The 17,911-nt window shown below is 44.1% G+C and carries 17 protein-coding genes; 3 read left to right on the top strand and 14 right to left on the bottom strand.

Features of this window, described 5'->3' with window-relative positions:
* Positions 1 to 380: 380 nt before the first annotated feature.
* The 13 genes from W7W_RS0115570 to W7W_RS22325 all read right to left on the bottom strand — a co-directional run bounded on the left by W7W_RS0115570 (position 381) and on the right by W7W_RS22325 (position 13,923).
* Complete coding sequence (locus tag W7W_RS0115570; RefSeq protein WP_010664623.1) at positions 381 to 1,403, bottom strand: lytic transglycosylase domain-containing protein; 1,023 nt, start codon at positions 1,401 to 1,403, stop codon at positions 381 to 383.
* Between the two features lie 131 nt (positions 1,404 to 1,534).
* On the bottom strand, positions 1,535 to 2,107 hold the full coding sequence (locus W7W_RS0115565) for an electron transport complex protein RnfA (RefSeq protein WP_010664622.1): 573 nt from the start codon (positions 2,105 to 2,107) through the stop codon (positions 1,535 to 1,537).
* A 52-nt stretch (positions 2,108 to 2,159) separates the two neighbouring features.
* The gene (locus tag W7W_RS0115560; RefSeq protein ID WP_010664621.1) at positions 2,160 to 2,744 is read right to left on the bottom strand and encodes an RnfABCDGE type electron transport complex subunit E; all 585 of its coding nucleotides are present in this window, start codon (positions 2,742 to 2,744) and stop codon (positions 2,160 to 2,162) included.
* Positions 2,741 to 3,451, bottom strand: a complete 711-nt coding sequence (locus W7W_RS0115555) for an RnfABCDGE type electron transport complex subunit G (protein ID WP_010664620.1) — start codon at positions 3,449 to 3,451, stop codon at positions 2,741 to 2,743. Before W7W_RS0115555 ends, W7W_RS0115560 begins: the two co-directional genes overlap by 4 nt.
* Before the next feature lie 14 nt (positions 3,452 to 3,465).
* Positions 3,466 to 4,482, bottom strand: a complete 1,017-nt coding sequence (locus W7W_RS0115550) for an RnfABCDGE type electron transport complex subunit D (protein WP_010664619.1) — start codon at positions 4,480 to 4,482, stop codon at positions 3,466 to 3,468.
* Positions 4,483 to 4,500: 18 nt separating this feature from the next.
* Positions 4,501 to 5,829, bottom strand: a complete 1,329-nt coding sequence (gene rsxC / locus W7W_RS0115545; protein WP_010664618.1) for an electron transport complex subunit RsxC — start codon at positions 5,827 to 5,829, stop codon at positions 4,501 to 4,503.
* Positions 5,830 to 5,859: 30 nt separating this feature from the next.
* Complete coding sequence (locus W7W_RS0115540) at positions 5,860 to 6,735, bottom strand: Fe-S cluster domain-containing protein (protein WP_010664617.1); 876 nt, start codon at positions 6,733 to 6,735, stop codon at positions 5,860 to 5,862.
* Positions 6,736 to 6,739: 4 nt separating this feature from the next.
* Positions 6,740 to 7,162 (bottom strand): SoxR reducing system RseC family protein, encoded by a 423-nt coding sequence (locus W7W_RS0115535; protein ID WP_010664616.1) that lies wholly within the window; start codon positions 7,160 to 7,162, stop codon positions 6,740 to 6,742.
* 185 nt (positions 7,163 to 7,347) lie between these two features.
* Positions 7,348 to 9,447: an ATP-dependent DNA helicase RecG gene (recG, locus tag W7W_RS0115530; protein ID WP_029510633.1), complete on the bottom strand. Its 2,100-nt coding sequence runs from the start codon at positions 9,445 to 9,447 to the stop codon at positions 7,348 to 7,350.
* Between the two features lie 152 nt (positions 9,448 to 9,599).
* On the bottom strand, positions 9,600 to 9,908 hold the full coding sequence (locus tag W7W_RS0115525; protein WP_010664614.1) for a hypothetical protein: 309 nt from the start codon (positions 9,906 to 9,908) through the stop codon (positions 9,600 to 9,602).
* A 157-nt stretch (positions 9,909 to 10,065) separates the two neighbouring features.
* A complete protein-coding gene (locus W7W_RS0115520; RefSeq protein ID WP_010664613.1) occupies positions 10,066 to 11,028 on the bottom strand; it encodes an L-threonylcarbamoyladenylate synthase in 963 nt (320 codons plus the stop codon).
* Positions 11,029 to 11,537: 509 nt separating this feature from the next.
* The gene (locus tag W7W_RS0115515) at positions 11,538 to 12,005 is read right to left on the bottom strand and encodes an AIR carboxylase family protein (RefSeq protein ID WP_010664612.1); all 468 of its coding nucleotides are present in this window, start codon (positions 12,003 to 12,005) and stop codon (positions 11,538 to 11,540) included.
* The gene (locus W7W_RS22325) at positions 11,998 to 13,923 is read right to left on the bottom strand and encodes a DUF4914 family protein (RefSeq protein WP_010664611.1); all 1,926 of its coding nucleotides are present in this window, start codon (positions 13,921 to 13,923) and stop codon (positions 11,998 to 12,000) included. The genes W7W_RS0115515 and W7W_RS22325 overlap by 8 nt, the downstream gene beginning before the upstream one ends.
* A 340-nt stretch (positions 13,924 to 14,263) precedes the next feature.
* Here W7W_RS22325 and W7W_RS0115505 point away from each other — a divergent pair, with 340 nt between their 5' ends.
* The 3 genes from W7W_RS0115505 to W7W_RS0115495 all read left to right on the top strand — a co-directional run bounded on the left by W7W_RS0115505 (position 14,264) and on the right by W7W_RS0115495 (position 16,589).
* Positions 14,264 to 14,818 carry a helix-turn-helix domain-containing protein gene (locus tag W7W_RS0115505; protein ID WP_157202496.1) on the top strand — a complete coding sequence of 185 codons (555 nt, stop codon included), beginning with the start codon at positions 14,264 to 14,266 and terminating at the stop codon, positions 14,816 to 14,818.
* Between the two features lie 141 nt (positions 14,819 to 14,959).
* The gene (locus W7W_RS0115500) at positions 14,960 to 15,715 is read left to right on the top strand and encodes an O-methyltransferase (protein WP_010664609.1); all 756 of its coding nucleotides are present in this window, start codon (positions 14,960 to 14,962) and stop codon (positions 15,713 to 15,715) included.
* Between the two features lie 163 nt (positions 15,716 to 15,878).
* On the top strand, positions 15,879 to 16,589 hold the full coding sequence (locus W7W_RS0115495) for an ABC transporter ATP-binding protein (protein WP_010664608.1): 711 nt from the start codon (positions 15,879 to 15,881) through the stop codon (positions 16,587 to 16,589).
* A gap of 276 nt (positions 16,590 to 16,865) precedes the next feature.
* Here the strand turns inward: W7W_RS0115495 and W7W_RS0115490 are convergent, their stop codons facing one another.
* Positions 16,866 to 17,813, bottom strand: coding sequence for a lysine exporter LysO family protein (locus W7W_RS0115490; protein WP_081485190.1), 948 nt, complete (start codon positions 17,811 to 17,813; stop codon positions 16,866 to 16,868).
* Between the last annotated feature and the right edge of the window lie 98 nt (positions 17,814 to 17,911).

Raw genomic sequence — 17,911 nt, 5'->3', positions numbered from 1 at the left:
CCCCCCTCTCATTATTTGTCGCGTCGCGACCAATAATGAGAGGGGGGAGGGTGTTTCAATTTTCCTGGGGCGTTGCCCCAGGCTATTGCTTAAAGACCTTCGGCCTTAAAAAACGCAACAACATTATGTATTCCTTTTAGAGAAATACATAAATCAACTATCTGTATTTAAATGTGTTGTTGATATTATGTAGTGCCAGCAATAAAACTATGGTTTTTCTGAGAGCTTGATTTGAAAAGTTCAAGTTCAAGGCTTGGCCTTTCTGAAAATCAAGGCGTTTATTTTGGTAAATAACTGTTTTCAGAAAGGGCGTGACGCAGAAATTGGACTTTTCGGGCAAGCACTATGTATAAGGTAGGTTAATTTGGTTGTAAAAACGATTATTGTTGGGTCTCTTCATCCAGTTCAGATGCAGAAGTTCCTGTTTTTTGGAAGTCACTTCGTAAAAAAGCACCTTTTTCTGGGATTTTTATTTCGTACGTTTTCCCTCTGGAATTTGTTAGGTGGTCGTCACGAAGCCAGGGATTCAGATCTTTCAATTCTTTGTAGGAAAGTCCGAATTCTGCTGCAAAGGTGGCAAAATTGCTGACTGCACTGTCTATTTCTACCGTGTAGGTGGGTTCCATATGATAAAGATCTCTTTCTTTAACATGGAATCCGTAACTCTCAGGGTCTTCCAGAATCTCTTTGATTGCGATAATCCGATAAACGTAGCGGCCCGTTTCTTCGTTGAGCAAAAGATCGTAGTAGTTGTTGGTTTGTTGCCGATCCAGTTGTCTGATGACATGGCTTCTCCCTGCATTGTAAGCTGCTGCTGCCAGCGTCCAGCTTCCGAATTTTTCGTAGCTGCTCTTCAGGAATCTGCTTGCTGCCCGGGTTGCTTTTTCCAGGTGGTATCTTTCGTCCACCTGACTGTTAATTTCCAGTCCGTAGTCGTTGCCAGCTCCTTTCATGAACTGCCATGGGCCAGCTGCTCCTGCAGGTGATACTGCCCGGAGAATCAGGGCACTTTCTGCCAGTGCCAGATATTTGAAATCTTCCGGAACTCCCTCTTCCTTCAGGATGGGTTCAATGGATGGGAAATATTTAGCTGCCCGCTTGATGAAAAGTAAGGTTTGTGACTGCCAGTAGGTGTTGACAAGCAATTCACGATCCAGGCTTTCGCGGATGTAAGTTCGCTCGATGGGAACCGCTTCGCCTGCAAAAGTGGGATTATTGGGTACGGGCAGAGAGAATATATTGTATTCGCTCTGGAATTGTTCAAAATGCGTGGGATCAGCTTCTGTTGGCTGCTTTTCAGGCTCAGCTGAATAGGTAAACAGGCCCCATGCAAAAACTGCAGCCAGCAATAAAGCACTTCCCGATAAAAACTTAAATGTTCTGAGTTGATTCCTGGTAGTCATTCTCTTTCCCTTCTTATCTGTTTCGAAATTCTGAGTGTTTCCGCAAATTTACATCATTTTGCGTACAAAAAAAGCTTGCAAAGGAGTTTACGCTGCAAGCTTTTATATGTTTCTTAAAAAACAGACTTTTTTTAAACCATTCCTGCAAAACCCATAAAGGCCATAGCCAGCAATCCGGCAACTACCAGAGCAATAGGTGCTCCCTGCATTCCTTTGGGAATATTTACCAGGTCAAGTTGTTCACGAATACCTGCAAAGGTAACAAGCGCCAGTCCAAAGCCTAAGGCCGAGGAGCCGGAGAAAATGACTGCTTCCACCAGATTGTAGTCACGGCTAACAGTCATGATGGCTACCCCCAGAATGGCACAGTTGGTTGTGATCAGTGGAAGGAAAACCCCCAGCGCCTGATAAAGCGGAGGACTTACTTTTTTAAGAACTATTTCAACGAGTTGTACCAGTGCTGCAATGACCAGAATAAAGGAGATGGTTTGCAGAAATGTGATGTTGAATTGCTCAAGAATAAGTTCCTGAATAAAATAGGTAACGATGGTGGCAATAACCATTACAAAAGTTACCGCACCGGTCATCCCGATTCCGGTGGATATTTTCTTGGAAACCCCCAGGAAAGGACAAATTCCCAGGAATTGACTCAGCACAATATTGTTGACAAATATGGCTGATATGATAATGATAAAATAAGTCATGATATATTCTTTTTATCAACTACTGACTAAAAACTATGTACTATTGACTTCTTCAGGCTTTGCGTACTTTATTGATGAAAGCAGTCAGGTAACCCAACGCAATAAAAGCTCCGGGGGCGAGAACGAAAATCAGCATCCCGTAACTCTCTGCAAAGAGAGAAATACCAAAAATTTTACCGCTACCCAAAAGTTCTCTGATTGCTCCCAGCATTGTCAGGGCCATGGAGAATCCAAGTCCCATTCCAAGACCGTCAACAATGGAAGATCCAAGTGCATTTTTGGAGGCAAAAGCCTCGGCACGTCCCAGTACCAGACAGTTTACCACAATCAGTGGAATGAAAAGGCCCAATGCTTCGAAAAGAGCCGGTATGTAGGCCTGCATGACCATTTCCACAATGGTTACAAATGATGCGATGATGACAATAAATGCCGGAATCCTGACCTTATCGGGGATGAAATCCTTTACCAATGCTACAACGATGTTTGACATGACCAGTACAAATGTGGTGGCCAGTCCCATTCCCAAACCGTTAACAGCCGATGAGGTAACCCCCAGCGTGGGGCACATACCCAGCAACATTACAAATACCGGGTTGTCTTTGAAGAATCCTTTTGTGAAATTTTTCCATTGATTCATTGGGCACCTCCTTCCTGAGCGTCATTGTTTTTTATGGTGGCAGAGCTGTATGCATCTGCATTTTTGTTGTATGTGGCCCATGCTTTTTGCACGGCATCCAGAAAAGCTCTTGAACTAATGGTAGCTGCTGTGATGGCATCGATGTCTCCACCGTCTTTTGATACGGTAAGGTTGGTTTCAGATGGATCCACACCTACAATGCTGGTATTGCCGCCCCCCGTATCACTTTTTATGCCGAAAAGCCAGTTGGCAAATGCATTACCGGAAGCTCCTGCCTCCGCATTGTCAGATGGCTTAAACCAGGTGACCATTTTTGTTCCCAGGCCGGGTGTTTCTTTATGCTCCAGCACGGCATAGTTGCTGATGGTGCCATCAGGAAGAATGCCTACCATGATCTTTACATCACCGCTGAAGCCTTTATGACTAACACTCTCAATGGCGACTCCCACATTGATGCCATCTTTTTTGGCCGGGAATACATTTAGCGAGTCACCTCCATCTGCAGCGATCTTATACATCTCCTGTGTCGGATTGTTGTCAAATTCCGGAACTACCAAACGGATAGCTTCCTGTTGTTTCTGCTCCTTGGCCACAGCAATGGGGCCGGAAGTCAGTTTGTATATGTATCCCAATGAGCCGCCTGCAATCATGGTGATGATAATCAGCGTTATTGCCATATTGGGGAGTGTTGATTCTTTCTTGCCCATACAATACGTCCTGTTTATTGTTTTTGAACTTTTGCTGCTTTTATTTTTTCTCCAAATCGCTTTGGTTTCATGTACCTGTCAATCAGAGGAACAAACGCATTCATGATGAGAATGGCAAATGAAACCCCTTCCGGATAAGATCCATAAACCCTGATGAGAACTGTTATTACGCCAATACCGACTCCATAGAGCAACATTCCTTTTCTCGACATTGGAGAACTTACGTAGTCGGTGGCCATGAAAAAGGCGCCCAGTAAAACACCTCCTGTGAGAATGTGAAACAGTGGTCCTGCATAATCATCAGGATTGGAAAAGTGAAGGATGGCTGTAAAAACAGCAATGGACCCAAGTACACTCACCGGTATATGCCAGGTGATGATTTTTCGTACCAAAAGGTAAAGACCTCCCAGTACCAAAGCAATTCCGGCGACCTCACCGGCACTACCTCCCATATTTCCCATGAAGAGATTGAGGTAGGATGGAATTTCTGACATTATTTCAGAAAATGAGGCACCTGAAGACAAGCCTTCTTTCATTACTGATAAGGGGGTTGCGCCGGTTGTGGCATCCAGATATTGAAAACGTGATGCTACAGGAACCGGCCAGCTGGTCATTTGTACCGGGAATGATATAAGAAGAAATACGCGTCCTACCAGTGCCGGGTTAAAGGGGTTGTTTCCCAAACCGCCAAAAGACATTTTTCCAATGCCAATAGCAACGGCAGCACCGATGATAATGAGTCCGATGGGAATGTTTGTGGGCAAATTGAATGCCAGTAACAATCCGGTTAATGCCGCAGAACCATCAGAGATTGATGGCGTGGCTTTCATCAGGTATTTCTGAATTACCCATTCAAAAAGGACACAGGCTGCAATGGCAGTTAGTGTCACGATCAGGGCCCCGATGCCAAAATACCACAAAGATGCCAGCAACGCCGGAATGAGTGCGATGATTACTCCATACATGTTTTTGGACACAGAGTCGCCACTGTGTACATGCGGGGATGGAGATACAACTAATTTTTGATTCATTTTATATGATGCTTTGTATTAGTTTCTGTTTCGGATGATTTGTCCCACTTTCCCTTTTCCAAGTCGGATGTAATCCAGCAGTGGCCGGGTGGCGGGGCATGTAAAGCTGCATGATCCGCACTCTATACAGTCCATGATATTGTCGCTTTCGGCTCGGTCGAGCAACTCTTTTTCTGTCTCAATCATCAGGAGGTAGGGTTCCAGCCCCATTGGACATACTGACACACACTTTCCGCACCGGATACAGTTTTCCATTGGTTTGCGGTGTGCTTCTTCGTGCGGGAAAACCAGGATTCCTGAACTTCCTTTGGTGACAGGTACTTCCAGATTCGACAATGCCTTTCCCATCATGGGGCCGCCACCAATAACCTTTCCTGTATTGTCGGGAAGGCCGCCTGCAGCTTCAATGAGTTGACTAACGGGAGTTCCGATGCGTGCCAGAAAGTTGGATGGTTTGCTAACGCCGGGTCCGGTAACGGTTACAACCCGTTCTATAAGAGGTTTATTTTTTTGAACAGCTTCATAAACAGCCAGTGTGGTGCCCACGTTGTGAACTACTGCACCTACTTCAATGGGCAATTTTCCGGAGGGAACCTGACGTCCGGTGACGGCGTCAATAAGTTGTTTCTCTCCTCCCTGGGGGTATTGCACTTTCAGTGGTTGAACTTCGATGCCTTGTTCTTTATCAGCTAACTGACTCAGGTGTTTGATGGCATCCGGTTTGTTGTTTTCGATGCCAATAACCGCACGGTCCACTTTGAGCGCTTTCATCAGTATCCTGATGCCAACGATGAGTTCATCCCCTTTTTCCAGCATTACACGGTGATCGCTGGTCAAAAATGGTTCGCACTCCACTCCGTTGATAATGAGTACTTCACATTTTTTTCCCGGGGGAGGGGCCAGTTTGACATGGGCAGGAAAAGTAGCTCCTCCCATTCCAACGATTCCCATTTCTCCCACTTTTTTCACAATTTCTTCAGAAGAAATGGTTATTTCGGTTTTTAATGTTTCTGAGCGATCAATGGATTCTTCCCACTCGTCATCTTCCACGTCAATTATGACAACTGGTTTTCTGTAGCCTGAAGCATCCACAACTTCGTCGAGTTTGAATACTTTACCTGATACAGGAGAGTGAATATTGGCTGATACAAAACCACCGGATTTGGCAATGACCTGTCCTGCTTTTACCAGATCGCCTTTTTTGACTTCAGTTTTGGCCGGAGCCCCTATGTGTTGGGCCACAGGTACCACCACTCGTTTGGGCAGAGGAAGCACCTCAATGCTTTTATCGGCAGATATCTTGCGGTCGGCCGGATGAATTCCTCCTATGGAAAATGTTTTAAGCACGGTGATATTTCTTTTAAATGAACATCCAGATTAATTACTGCTAGCGGGTGTGTTGGCCGGTTCCTCTTCTTTAGCCGGTTTTGGTTTCGGAGGAGGAAAGTTTATTTCATGAATGGCATTGGTGGGACAAACAGGAACACACTTCCGGCACAAACGACATTTGTCGTAATCGATGTATGCAAGGTTGTTTTCGATAGTGATGGCGTCGAACGGACAAACTTTCGCACATTTTCCGCATCCGATGCAGGCTACGTCGCAGGCTTTTTTAGCCACTGCTCCCTTGTCCTGATTTACACAGCTGACAAAAATCCGACGGCTCTTGGGGCCTTTTTTGCGAAGTTCGATGATGTCTTTGGGGCAGGCATCCACACAAGCGCCACATGCCACACAGTTGTCTTCAATGATAACCGGAAGTCCGGTCTCTTCATCCATATACATGGCCTCAAAGTCACATGCTTCCACACAATCACCCAGACCATAGCATCCGTAGGAACATCCTGTTTCTCCGCCATAAAGAGCGGCTGCCACGGCACAGGAAGTTGCACCTTCATAATCGTTGAGACGTGGCCTGTTTTCACATGTCCCGTTGCAGCGAACCACTGCCACCATAGGGTCGGCTTTGCTTACTTCTTTGCCAAGAATTTCAGCAACGGTGGACATCACATCGGGGCCTCCCACCGGACAGTTAAGGTCTGATATGTCATCAGCTTTCACCAATGCTTCCGCAAAGGCACGACAGCCGGGAAAACCGCATCCACCGCAATTTGCAGCCGGAAGGGCTTCTTCAACTTTGTCGATGCGGGGATCTTCGAAGACTTTAAATTTCTGGGAAGCCAGATAAAGTATCACTGCAGCCAATGCGCCCAGGCCGGCCAGTGTCAATATGGTAATCAAAACAATACTCATAACACTACTCCGTAGATGGTTTTATGGTAAAAGAAAACGTTTTAAAAAACTTGTGGTTAAATAACCTGAGGATTAGAAAGTAGGGGACCATTATTCCTAAAGCCAGAAGGCCGGCAAGGTTTTCATTGTTGGTAAGTGTGAAGGTGGTGATGAGGGTGGCCAGTATCAGAAACAACGGCAGAATATACGCCCACCAGGCTGCCTGTAACCCCAGCCTGCTTTCGCCCACCAATGTGACGCGGTCTCCGTGCTTAAAAGGACGGTCGCACGATGCATCAATCAGTTTTTCCTGAAGATCTGCAGCAGTGCAAACGCCTTTGGCATGACATGAGGCACAAGCCGACTGACTTAGTATTCTCACTGTTGCGCGCTCACCATCAGATTGTTCTACAATCCCCTGATGTTCTATTTGCTTGTTTTCTGACATGTTTTATACCCCTTGTGCGGCACAAATGTATATAATTGGGGATGATTGGATAGTGAGTGGTTCTATTTTTTGTTTAGAACAAATTAAAATAACATTTAACATCTTGTAGGATTGAGCAATAGCAGGAGGTAGGTGAGATAATTTAGACGATTTTATATTGAGGAATTTTTTCTGTATTGTTTTTTTCAACTAATCATCGCCCAGTTCATCTTTTGTTGTGCCAGTTTTTTAAGCTGGCGACGCAGCATTGCGCTATCGTGTTTATCCAAAAGAGGGTCATCTTTTAGGATGTCTGACGCTACATTGCGCGCCATTTGAAGAATGCGGGTGTCCTTGGCCAGGTTGGCAATTTTTAACTCAAAGGGAAGTCCCGATTGTTGTGTCCCTTCCAGATCGCCAGGGCCACGAAGTCTCATGTCGGCTTCGGCTATTTCAAAGCCGTCATTTGTAGCGGTCATAATCTCCATACGTTTTCGGGTCTCTGCCGAAAGTTTATATCCGGTCATCAGGATGCAATAGCTTTGATCGGCACCTCTTCCTACGCGTCCACGAAGCTGATGAAGTTGTGATAGTCCAAAGCGTTCTGCACTTTCGATAATCATTACAGAAGCGTTGGGAACATTAACTCCCACCTCAATTACCGTGGTGGATACGAGAATCTGGGACTTTCCAGAGGCAAATTCCTGCATGGCGGCATCTTTATCAGCCGGTTTCATTTTACCATGAACCATCGAAACCTTGTTGTTGGGAAATACACTTTTTATGTATTCAAATCCATCCGTCAGGTTCTGAAAATCCATTTTTTCGGATTCTTCAATGAGTGGATAGACTACATACACCTGGCGACCTGCATCTATCTGCTCCTTGACAAATTTATTGATTCCCAGTCGTTTCTTGTGGTAAGTGTGTGTCGTTTCCACAGGCTTTCGTCCGGGGGGCAATTCATCGATTACCGACACCTCAAGATCTCCGTAGGTTGTCATTGCCAGGGTTCTGGGAATGGGCGTAGCTGTCATTACCAGTACATGAGGTGGAGAGGTGTTTTTTTTCCACAAACGGGCCCGCTGAGCGACGCCAAAGCGGTGCTGCTCATCAATAACCACCAAACCCAGATTGTGGAATTTTACTGTATCTTCGATAAGCGCATGGGTGCCAATCAGTATGTTAAGTTCTCCTGACTGCAGCCGGGCGTGCAGCTCTTCTCTGGCAGTTTTTTTTGTGGAGCCAGTTAGTATTCCTACCTGAATATCCATTCCCATAAGCATTTCCGTGATGCTTTCGAAGTGCTGAGTCGCCAGAATTTCGGTGGGAGCCATAATGCAGGCCTGATAATTGTTGTCGATGGCTATCAGCATTACCATGAGGGCAACCAGTGTTTTTCCGCTTCCCACGTCTCCCTGTAGTAACCGATTCATTTGATGACCACTCCCCATGTCGCGACGTATCTCTTTAATGACGCGTTTTTGGGCGTTGGTAAGTTCGAAGGGAAGGTTTTCGGCATAGAAACGATTGAGGTGTTGACCTACGGTGGCAAAAACGTGTCCTTTCAGGTTGAAAGTGCGCTGATTGCGTAACCTGAGGATGTTTAGTTGAATGTAAAAAAGCTCCTCAAACTTCAGACGGAATGATGCTTTTTGAAGTGTTTCCGCGTCGGGTGGCATATGTATGTGTCGTAATGCCTGGTTAATATTCATCAACCTGAGTTGTTCCACAATACGGGCCGGGAGTGTTTCGGGGATGACTGAATTGTATGTTTGAAAAGCGTTTTGTACCAGTTTGAACATTGCACGGGAACCGAGGTAACTGCTTTTCATCTTCTCGGTGGTATTGTAAAATGGCTGAAGTCCTGCAAAGAACTGAACTTTTCCGTTTTGCTCTTTGTCCAGTTCAGGATGCACTACATTTATAGTGTTGTTGAATCTGGATGGTTTTCCGAATAAAATATAGGTTTCGTTGGGTTTTATTTGTTCTTTGAGGTACTTCAGGCCTTTGAACCATACCAGTTCCAGCGTGCCCGTACCGTCGGTGAAAGTGCCAACCATACGTTTGCCTCTGCTTTCTCCGGCGAGCTTCAATGAAGTGATTTTTCCTTTTACCTGGATGTATGGCATATCCCCGCTTATTTCGCGGATGCTGTAAAACCTGCTACGGTCAACATAGCGATACGGGAAATGATAAAGCAAATCCTCAAAAGAGACTATTTTTAGTTCTTTTTTCAGAATCTCTGCTTTCTTTGGGCCTACCCCCGGCAGGTACATGATATTATGTGTAGAGAGATCAGACATATTCTGAGCTCAAAAATAGAAGAAACCTTGATTTGAAACAAATGATGAAGCTACTTAAGCGTGTTTCACCATGAAAAATGATGCAATAAATTACGTAAAAAAGAGGCTGCTGTTCAGGCAACCTCTTAATTCGTAGGAATGAAAATTCTGTATTACAGCTTCTCAGCTTCGTCTTTTAGCTTGTCAGCTCCTTCTTCAGCTGCGTCAGCAACGTCTTCAGCAGTTTCTTTTGCAGCGTCGGCAGCATCTTCGGCTGCTTCACTAACTTCTTCTGTTGCGTCTTTTGCAGCATCTGCGGCGTCTTCTGCAACATCTTCTGCTTCGGCAGCAGCATCCTCAGCAGCTTCGGAAACGCTTTCAGTGGTTTCTTCTACAGCTTCTTCAGTTTTGTTGTCTTTTCCTGATTGTCCGGCACATGACATTAGGCCAAACACGATGGCAATGAAAAATAGCTTTTTCATAGTTTAAGTGAATTTTGGGTTTGAAATTTTGATAAATTGTAATGCATTAGCACAATATTGAGGGCAAGTTATAAAAAAATAAGGATTTTTGACAAAAAACCTTAAAAATATTTAGATGTGCTATTGGATACAACTCGGATAGTGATGGAAATATTAATTATGATGCGTTATTGCGGTGCCTGTAGGCTGCTTTTTTTAACCTGTCCATGATGGCAATACCGATTCCTTCTTCGGGAACAGTATCTGCAATAATGAATTCCACGTCTGCTGCTTCCATCGTGTGCAGCGCATTAAAGAGATTGATGGCAGCCTCTTCAGAGTTACGGGTTTTTGATAAGTATTCAACTTTTTTGAATTTTGAGGCATATTCCGGGGTTCCCCAAGCTATCAGACCTCCATTGCTCAGGTCTGAGTCATTGAAATCTGATATTCCGAGAAACATTGATTTTTGTGGACTGTAATGTGATTTTATCTGGCCGGGGGAGTGAAATTCGTCTTCTTTTTCTATCCGGATATGAGATTCAGGAATTACTTTTTTGATTTCTTCACTGCTTACTGCTCCGGGTCTGAGCATTACGAATCCATCGTCGTGCAACCGTATTACGCTCGACTCAATACCCACAGTTGTTGGTCCGCCATCAATAATATATGGCACATCGGGCAATTGATTTGCCACATGTTCAGCTCTGGTGGGACTTATTCTTCCAAATTTATTGGCGCTGGGTGCTGCAATGGGGGTTTGGGCTTCCGAAATCAACCGGAGTGCAAGCGGATGGTCTGGCATGCGAATCCCGACAGTGTTGAGCCCTGATGTTACAATGTCCGGTACCCTTTCATTTTTTTCTACAACAATGGTTAGCGGTCCGGGCCAGAATTTTTCTGCCAAAAGACGAATCCGGTCGTCAGAGTGTTTGCTTAATGAGGCGGCCTGTTCAAGATTGGCTACGTGAACAATTAACGGGTCAAAGGAAGGGCGTTCCTTGAGCCTGAATATATTGGCCACCGCATCCGGATTAAATGCATTGGCTCCTAGTCCGTAAACTGTTTCTGTTGGAAAAGCAACAAGTTTTCCTTCCCGGATTAATCTTGCTGCGTGCTGGATTGCTTTTCCTGTTTGCATAGTTGGTTTTGTTCAAAATTGCTTTTGAAAAAAAGCGTTAAAAACTTTTGAGGTGCAAAGGTAATACTTTCCTGAATGAGTTGTAATCGGTCAGGTTTTATAAAAAACAAATCCATGAGGCAGGTCAGAGATGTTGATGTCCCAGACGTTGTGCCTCATGGATGTTTTTTGGTCCCGATTTTGTGTCTGTTCATAAAGTCACGTTTGCTTCGTTATGCCATTCCCGAAAAGTACTCATTTACTCAGGTAAACTCCGCATTTTCGGGAATGCCAAGCCTTGCAAACCCAACATTCTGAACCGACACAGTTCCAATTGCAATTTTTCCCGACTTTATAGACGGGCACTATTTGGTGTTTGTCTTTAAAGTCCAACTTCTGGGTTGTTGCTCAAAATCTAAATCCTCAAATACAGTAGTATTCTGTAGTTTAGGTTTTTTACATGCATTGAGTCTGAACTTTCTATTTCAAACACGTGAAAAACGTTTAGTTTATGGACAAACACTATTTATTCAGGAAAGAGAAGCATTGTCTTCTTTTAGCTTTTGCCTTTGTTTTTCCTGAAATTCAACCACCTTTTGCCGGATGTTTTCATTGGAAATGCCGAATATTTTTGCGGTGGCCAGAGCTGCATTTTCCGGACTCAGAATTACCAGTGGAGCCACTCCTGAAGGCATTCTGAGGCTCGAGTAGATGTCGGATCCCGCAAATGAACTGCTTGTCGGAGGGCAGGCTATTACCGGACAGTGTGTTTGAGCATCACTGAATCCGCTAAGGGCATTGCTCATTCCCGCAATGGTGATGAAAACCGGATTGTTCTTTTCCTCTTCTTTTATAATTTTGTAGCATTCCAATGGAACCTTGTGCGCCGAGGCCACATATAGCACTGATTCAACGTCGAATTTTGTCAGGCTTTCAGAAATTCTTTGAGCCCATTCCAAGTCGGCTTTGGAACCCATTATGATTACTGCTTTACTCATGGTTGTCAATTTTATTAAAGGAATATCCATATTCAAAACTCATCGGTACAATCTCGTTGTACTCTTCTATGCTTGCATCGTTCAAACAAGCTTCAATAATTTTACGACCGGTAGGGTGCAGATCTGGTGTTAGGTATTTTTGAAGTTCTTCTTTGAAAAAGCTTTTCAACATCTCCGCACCGGCATCATATCCCTCAATTCCAACTTCAGGCTGATTGTAAACTTTCAGGAACCTGGAAGGAATCTTGGAACTTTCGATGGTCAGGTGATTTAATTCATATCCCAATAGCGGGCAACGTGCTTCCTGATATTGATCCTCTCTGAAACGTGCTGCTCCACGACGAGTCAGGTATTCTCGCATTAGCAACTGAGGCTTAAATCCAACTTCCCATGCACCAATATTTTGGTTTGGCACCAAAGTGAAGGTGGTTCTTGGTGTATCCGTGATTTGTTTCAAAAGCAGGTTGGCATGTGTGACCATTCTACCTGTGGCAAAAGGCCAGTAGGATCCAACACCCTCACTTTGCATTTTTCCGGTGCCCACGATACTGGGGTTCTTGAGTCCCCGGGGAGCAACCAAACGCCACAGCCATGCAATAGCAGGAGGTAAAATATGGAACATACCTACAATGCCAATGCTTGGATCTTCCTTGGTGCAACGTGTCGTTCTGAGTCCGAAGCTTCGAATATCTACAGCTACTTCACCTTCAATGGCATCCTCAACACTTTTGCGTGGTAATATTACTCTTGGATTAGGGCACTTGACACCAGGTTCATCCTCAATATGGTCCCAGATTAATGCCGTTGATTCCGGCTTTGTATCAATGTTTAAGAACAATAATGGCATTGAAGGATTAATGGTTTTTTCTTCCAGAAATGGATCATCACCATATTTGTTTACACTGTCAACTCTGACAAACCATGCATTTTCGGCATCAACAATCCGCAGTTTCCCGTCATCCTCCTGAACGTCGGGGTGGCAAAAGGCCATGTCATCAGCCACCGGTGTGAAAGAACAGAATCTTGGGATGGAAATATATCTTTTCTCTCCGGTGGTGGTATTTGTTCCAATGAGTACACGTCCGTCATGTTCCCGCACAATGTGCTGATGGAGTTCACTCTTTCCGCCTCCGCTGGCCCCCTCGTGCATTAATGTCGTGAGGTTGTCATAAGGACTTACGGACTGCACCGCTGAACAATGGGCAGTTATCCATCCTTCTTTTTCACCCTGCGTCAGCAGAACACCGTACAGACCCTTTTTTGCACTGGGGCCCGGGTATAAATTGTAGGAGTAGAGCTCATGAACTTTCTCAGTGCGGTTATGCACTACCACCTGCTTCCCCTCGAAATGGGTGTGTCTGAAAACAGGAGCTACAAAAATGGAAGATTTAATTTCATCTCCCTGTTTTAACTCTTCCAGTGAAACATGTTCCTGAAGCATTGCCAGTCCCAGTGCAAAAAATCCTGCATTGGCCGGAGCTATTGCAATTCCAAGAGATCCAATGCCTGCGCGTCCGGCAAAGTAGAAAAATACTGCAAGTTCCTGCTCTTTTAGCCAGGCAAAAGTCTCCTCTTGCAGGCTGGGGAAGTCATATTTGTATTTGTCCTTAAAGCGTGTTTTATCAGTAGGTTGATCGTCGGCAATGACCATGGTTCCCGGGTCGCGTCTTCTCATGTATGCTTCCGTGTAATTTGCAGATATTCCGTTCTTTACCTTTTGAACAACTGCTTCCACGTATTCGCCTTTGCCGGGAATGTCATACTTTACTTCGTATTCTTTTTGGCCATTGGTAGCGGCTTCCACAAGTTCATCTGTCGTATTGAAAAAATGCACAGCTTTGCAGTTCTCAAGAACATCCAGTACATTCTCCGGCAGATCAACCTTTTTCTCTTTAATTTTTTTGATTAAGTCGCTCATATTTGTTTGTTTTTGGTTTCAGTTTCAGTAAACTTTTATCTTCCTGATGAAACATTCATTTGTTGAGTCTTTTGTGTTTCGAATGCAATGATATAAAAAAAAGTTGTTGATGAAATATATTTAGTATAATTTAACTATGATTTTTTGCCACAAAGAAGTTTTGATGTTGAATTAATGCATTAAAAGCTCTGAAATATAGTGTGGTAAGCGGTTTTCGGCAGAGGTGTTTTGATATGGGCAAAGAGGCGGGAGTTTCAGTATAGTTAAACTTTTCGTGTGTGATTGTATAGCTAAGTCAAAAAAACCGTTATTTTTGCAATCATCATTTAAGTATCTTCTTATGGATAAATTGGGAAAGAGAATAAAGCAAAGAAGAGAGGCTGTTGGCCTTACTCTTAGTGGACTGAGTAAGGCTTCCGGGGCAAGTCTCAGTCTTTTGTCGCAAATAGAGCACGGTAAAACCTATCCATCGTTGCATACATTGAAGAATATTGCGGTAGCACTGAATTCATCGGTTGGAACATTGATTGGTGAGCAGGAAAACCTTTCTCACAATCCATTTATGAGTTTTAGCGAACGAAAACTGGTAAAGCAAACCGAGTGGGGCGCTTCTCTGTTTATGCTTACACATTACAGTCCCTCTCAAAGCATAGAGCCCTATATGGTAAGGCTCGAAAACCGGGGCACCTGTCAGGGGTTGGTGGAGGGGTCTCGGAGAGCGCAGGAATTTTGCCATGTGTTAACCGGTGCTATAGAGATTGATCTGCGTGGGAAGCCATTTATTCTTAAACAGGGTGACAGTATCATATTTGATTCGTATGAACTCAATTCCATTGTTAATCTTCATGATGGGATCAGTGACTTTCTCTGGATTTTTGCTCAGGAAAAAGGATAACATCAGAATATCAGTTTCCGTCTTAAAGTCTGTTTGGTAAATGTTTCATTATTTGCAATCTTTGAAGTCTTGATTTTATAGTTATTTTAAGTTTTAACATTGAACACTCATCTTCTTTCTTACCGTATAAAATCCTGGTTGTTGTATCTGATAAATGCCCGATACTACAAAGGGTTTGGCATACATTCTCCGTTTGTGTTTTATCTGGTTCGCGAACTTTTTTGGGAATCCCATCCTTTTTATGCTTTTGAGAAGATTGATGCCGCAAGAAGGATGTTGCTGAGAAATAAACAGCGGGTTAATGTGGATACATTGGGAATGCCCTCTGTTGTTTCAGGCAACAAAAAGAGTATCCGTAAACTTACAGCTCAGGGAAGTATTCCTGATAAATACGGCAAACTTATATTCAGATTGGTGAATAAGCTGGAATGCCATAATATTCTGGAGTTGGGAACCGGAACCGGGATGGCAACACTTTATATGGCTCTGCCATCTTCCCGGGCAAAGATTTTTAGTATTGATGGAAATGAGGCCTTGCAGCGAGTGGCTGCAAGTCTTTTTGAAATGACTGACGTTGGAAATGTGACGCTACGCAATGGCTCTTTTAAAGAATATCTACCATCGGTGCTTGATGAAATGGAATTTTTGGATTTTGCGTTTCTCGATGGTGATCATCAATACCAAAACACAATGCAATACTTTGAAATGTGTTTGAAAAAGAGTCATAACAACTCCGTTTTTGTTTTTGATGACATTCACTGGTCTCCGGATATGGAGAAGGCGTGGCATGAGATTTCGCATCACCCTGACGTGACGGTGTCAATGGATTTATACCGGATAGGGATTGTGTTTTTCCGGAAGGAATGTACCAGGCAGCATTATGTAGTGCGATACTAACAGCCGGAAAGGAGGGCATTGAAGGGTTTTTTTGCTCTTTTGTTAAACCATTATGGGTTTGCTTTATCAAAGTATCTGATAATTTTGGTCCGACGCAGGATTTCAACTCTTCTGCAAGACCTGATTTTGTGTTTTGCTAACTCTTTTTTAATAAACTCCACCAATGGATACAGCTGTTATTCACATAGAAGATCTGAAGAAACATTATGAGGTAGGAACTCAGGTGGTTAAAGCGCTCAATGGAGTGTCTCTTTCCATTGAGAAGGGCGAGTATGTGGCTATTATGGGCCCGTCAGGATCCGGGAAATCCACACTGATGAACCTTATTGGTGCACTTGATACGCCCACGTCGGGACGATACATCCTAAACGGAACCGATGTCAGTCACATGAGTGACGATCAGCTTGCCGAAATAAGAAATCGTGAAATTGGTTTTGTTTTTCAGACGTTTAATTTGTTGCCAAGATATTCTGCTTTGGATAATGTTGTGCTTCCATTGATATATGCGGGAGTAAAAAAAGAAGAACGTTATGATAAAGGACGACAGGCTTTGGATAATGTCGGACTTGCTGAAAGAATGACGCACAAACCCAATGAATTGTCAGGGGGACAGCGGCAAAGGGTTGCTGTGGCCCGGGCATTGGTCAATAAACCGTCTCTTATTTTGGCCGATGAGCCAACCGGTAACCTGGACTCCAAAACTTCCGTGGACATCATGCGTCTGTTTGAGGAGATTCACAATGCAGGCAATACCATTGTATTGGTGACACATGAAGAGGATATTGCCCAACATGCCAAAAGAATTATCCGGTTGCGCGATGGAGTCGTCGAAAGTGATGAGGCGGTGGAAAAAATTCTGAGTTCTGAGGTTTGATTTCTGGGTTTGGGCTGTGAGTTTTGGGTTCAGGGTTTTGAGTTGGAGTGTACGGAGTTGACAAAACCACCCTGGTAGAGACTTGCGGTTCTGTGTCTAATTGGTGTTTGACTAATAGAGATGCCCGGATCTGTGTTAAAATGGTCATGTGTCTCTACGAAAGTACATCTCTACAGACCTGCGTCTAACCCACCAAAACAAAGTTTCAGTTACAAGTTTTAATCTTCAATTTCTCTGTTTTTTTCTCAACCTTAACCTCATTCTTTGCCTCAAGTCTTAGGAACTTAAAATAAACGGTACCAATACCGGCACCAGAATCGAAAGAACGATTCCACTGAAAATACTGATGACCGCGTATTCTTTTCCGGTGGCTTTTACAATAACCGGCAAAGTAGTGTCCATGGCTGTGGCTCCGCCCGAAACTATGGCGCCAAGCTTTCCGAACCATCTGACCATGAGTGGTGCTGCGAGCAGGGTGATAACTTCTCTGAAAATGTTGGCAAGCAGTGCTATTACGCCCATTTCACTTCCGCTGATCTGGTCGATAAATATTGCTGAAAGAGAATAGTAGCCAAAACCCGCACCAATGGCCATTCCGTTAGCGGTGTCAATACTGTCTAAAAGAAAAGAGGTCAGTAAACTGCCACCAATACTGCCCACGATTACGATGGCCGGAACCAATAGTATTCTGAAGCTTGTTCGTTTCAATATTTCCAGTGCCCTAGGGTCTGCTCCCAGTCCTGTTCCCACAAGTATCATCATTACATACAATGTACCTGTGGCTACCATGTTATCGCCCCAATATGCCGGAAAGACTCCCCATCGGCTTCCAATTGTTCCGGCCACGAAGAAGAGCAGAATCCACAGACTTTGGTTTTTTAGGATACCGATAAACCATCCTGGAGTCAGAGGTTTATGACTTAATTTTGTGCGCTTTGGTACTTCTTCTTTGTCTTCTTTGAAGAATGAAGTTGCCAGACGGGCCAGAATCAGGCTGCCAAGAATGGCTCCACTGCTCAAAAGAACGGCTTGCCAGCCCAGGGAAGTGATGTTTTGGATCACCCGATCATCAGTCCCCACTGATATTCCAAGAAAGAACAGAAGGGCAAAAATGGCCACAGACACCAATGGCTCTGTTATTTTTAAAACAATGGGGTGTTTCCGTAGAAGGAGACCGATTCCTATGCCAACGATGAATAATCCTATTACGGCAAGTGATATCATTCAGGTATTGGTTTTTTTTATTAATGAACAGTGGTTTTTTGATGATTTAGGGGTTCAGGCTGAGACAAATATTGAGGCTGAGGTTTAGAGTTAGCTTA

Source organism: Marinilabilia salmonicolor JCM 21150, from assembly GCF_000259075.1.
GTDB lineage: Bacteria > Bacteroidota > Bacteroidia > Bacteroidales > Marinilabiliaceae > Marinilabilia > Marinilabilia salmonicolor.
Note: the sequence above shows the minus strand (reverse complement) of the source record. Positions and strands in the feature narration are given on the sequence as shown.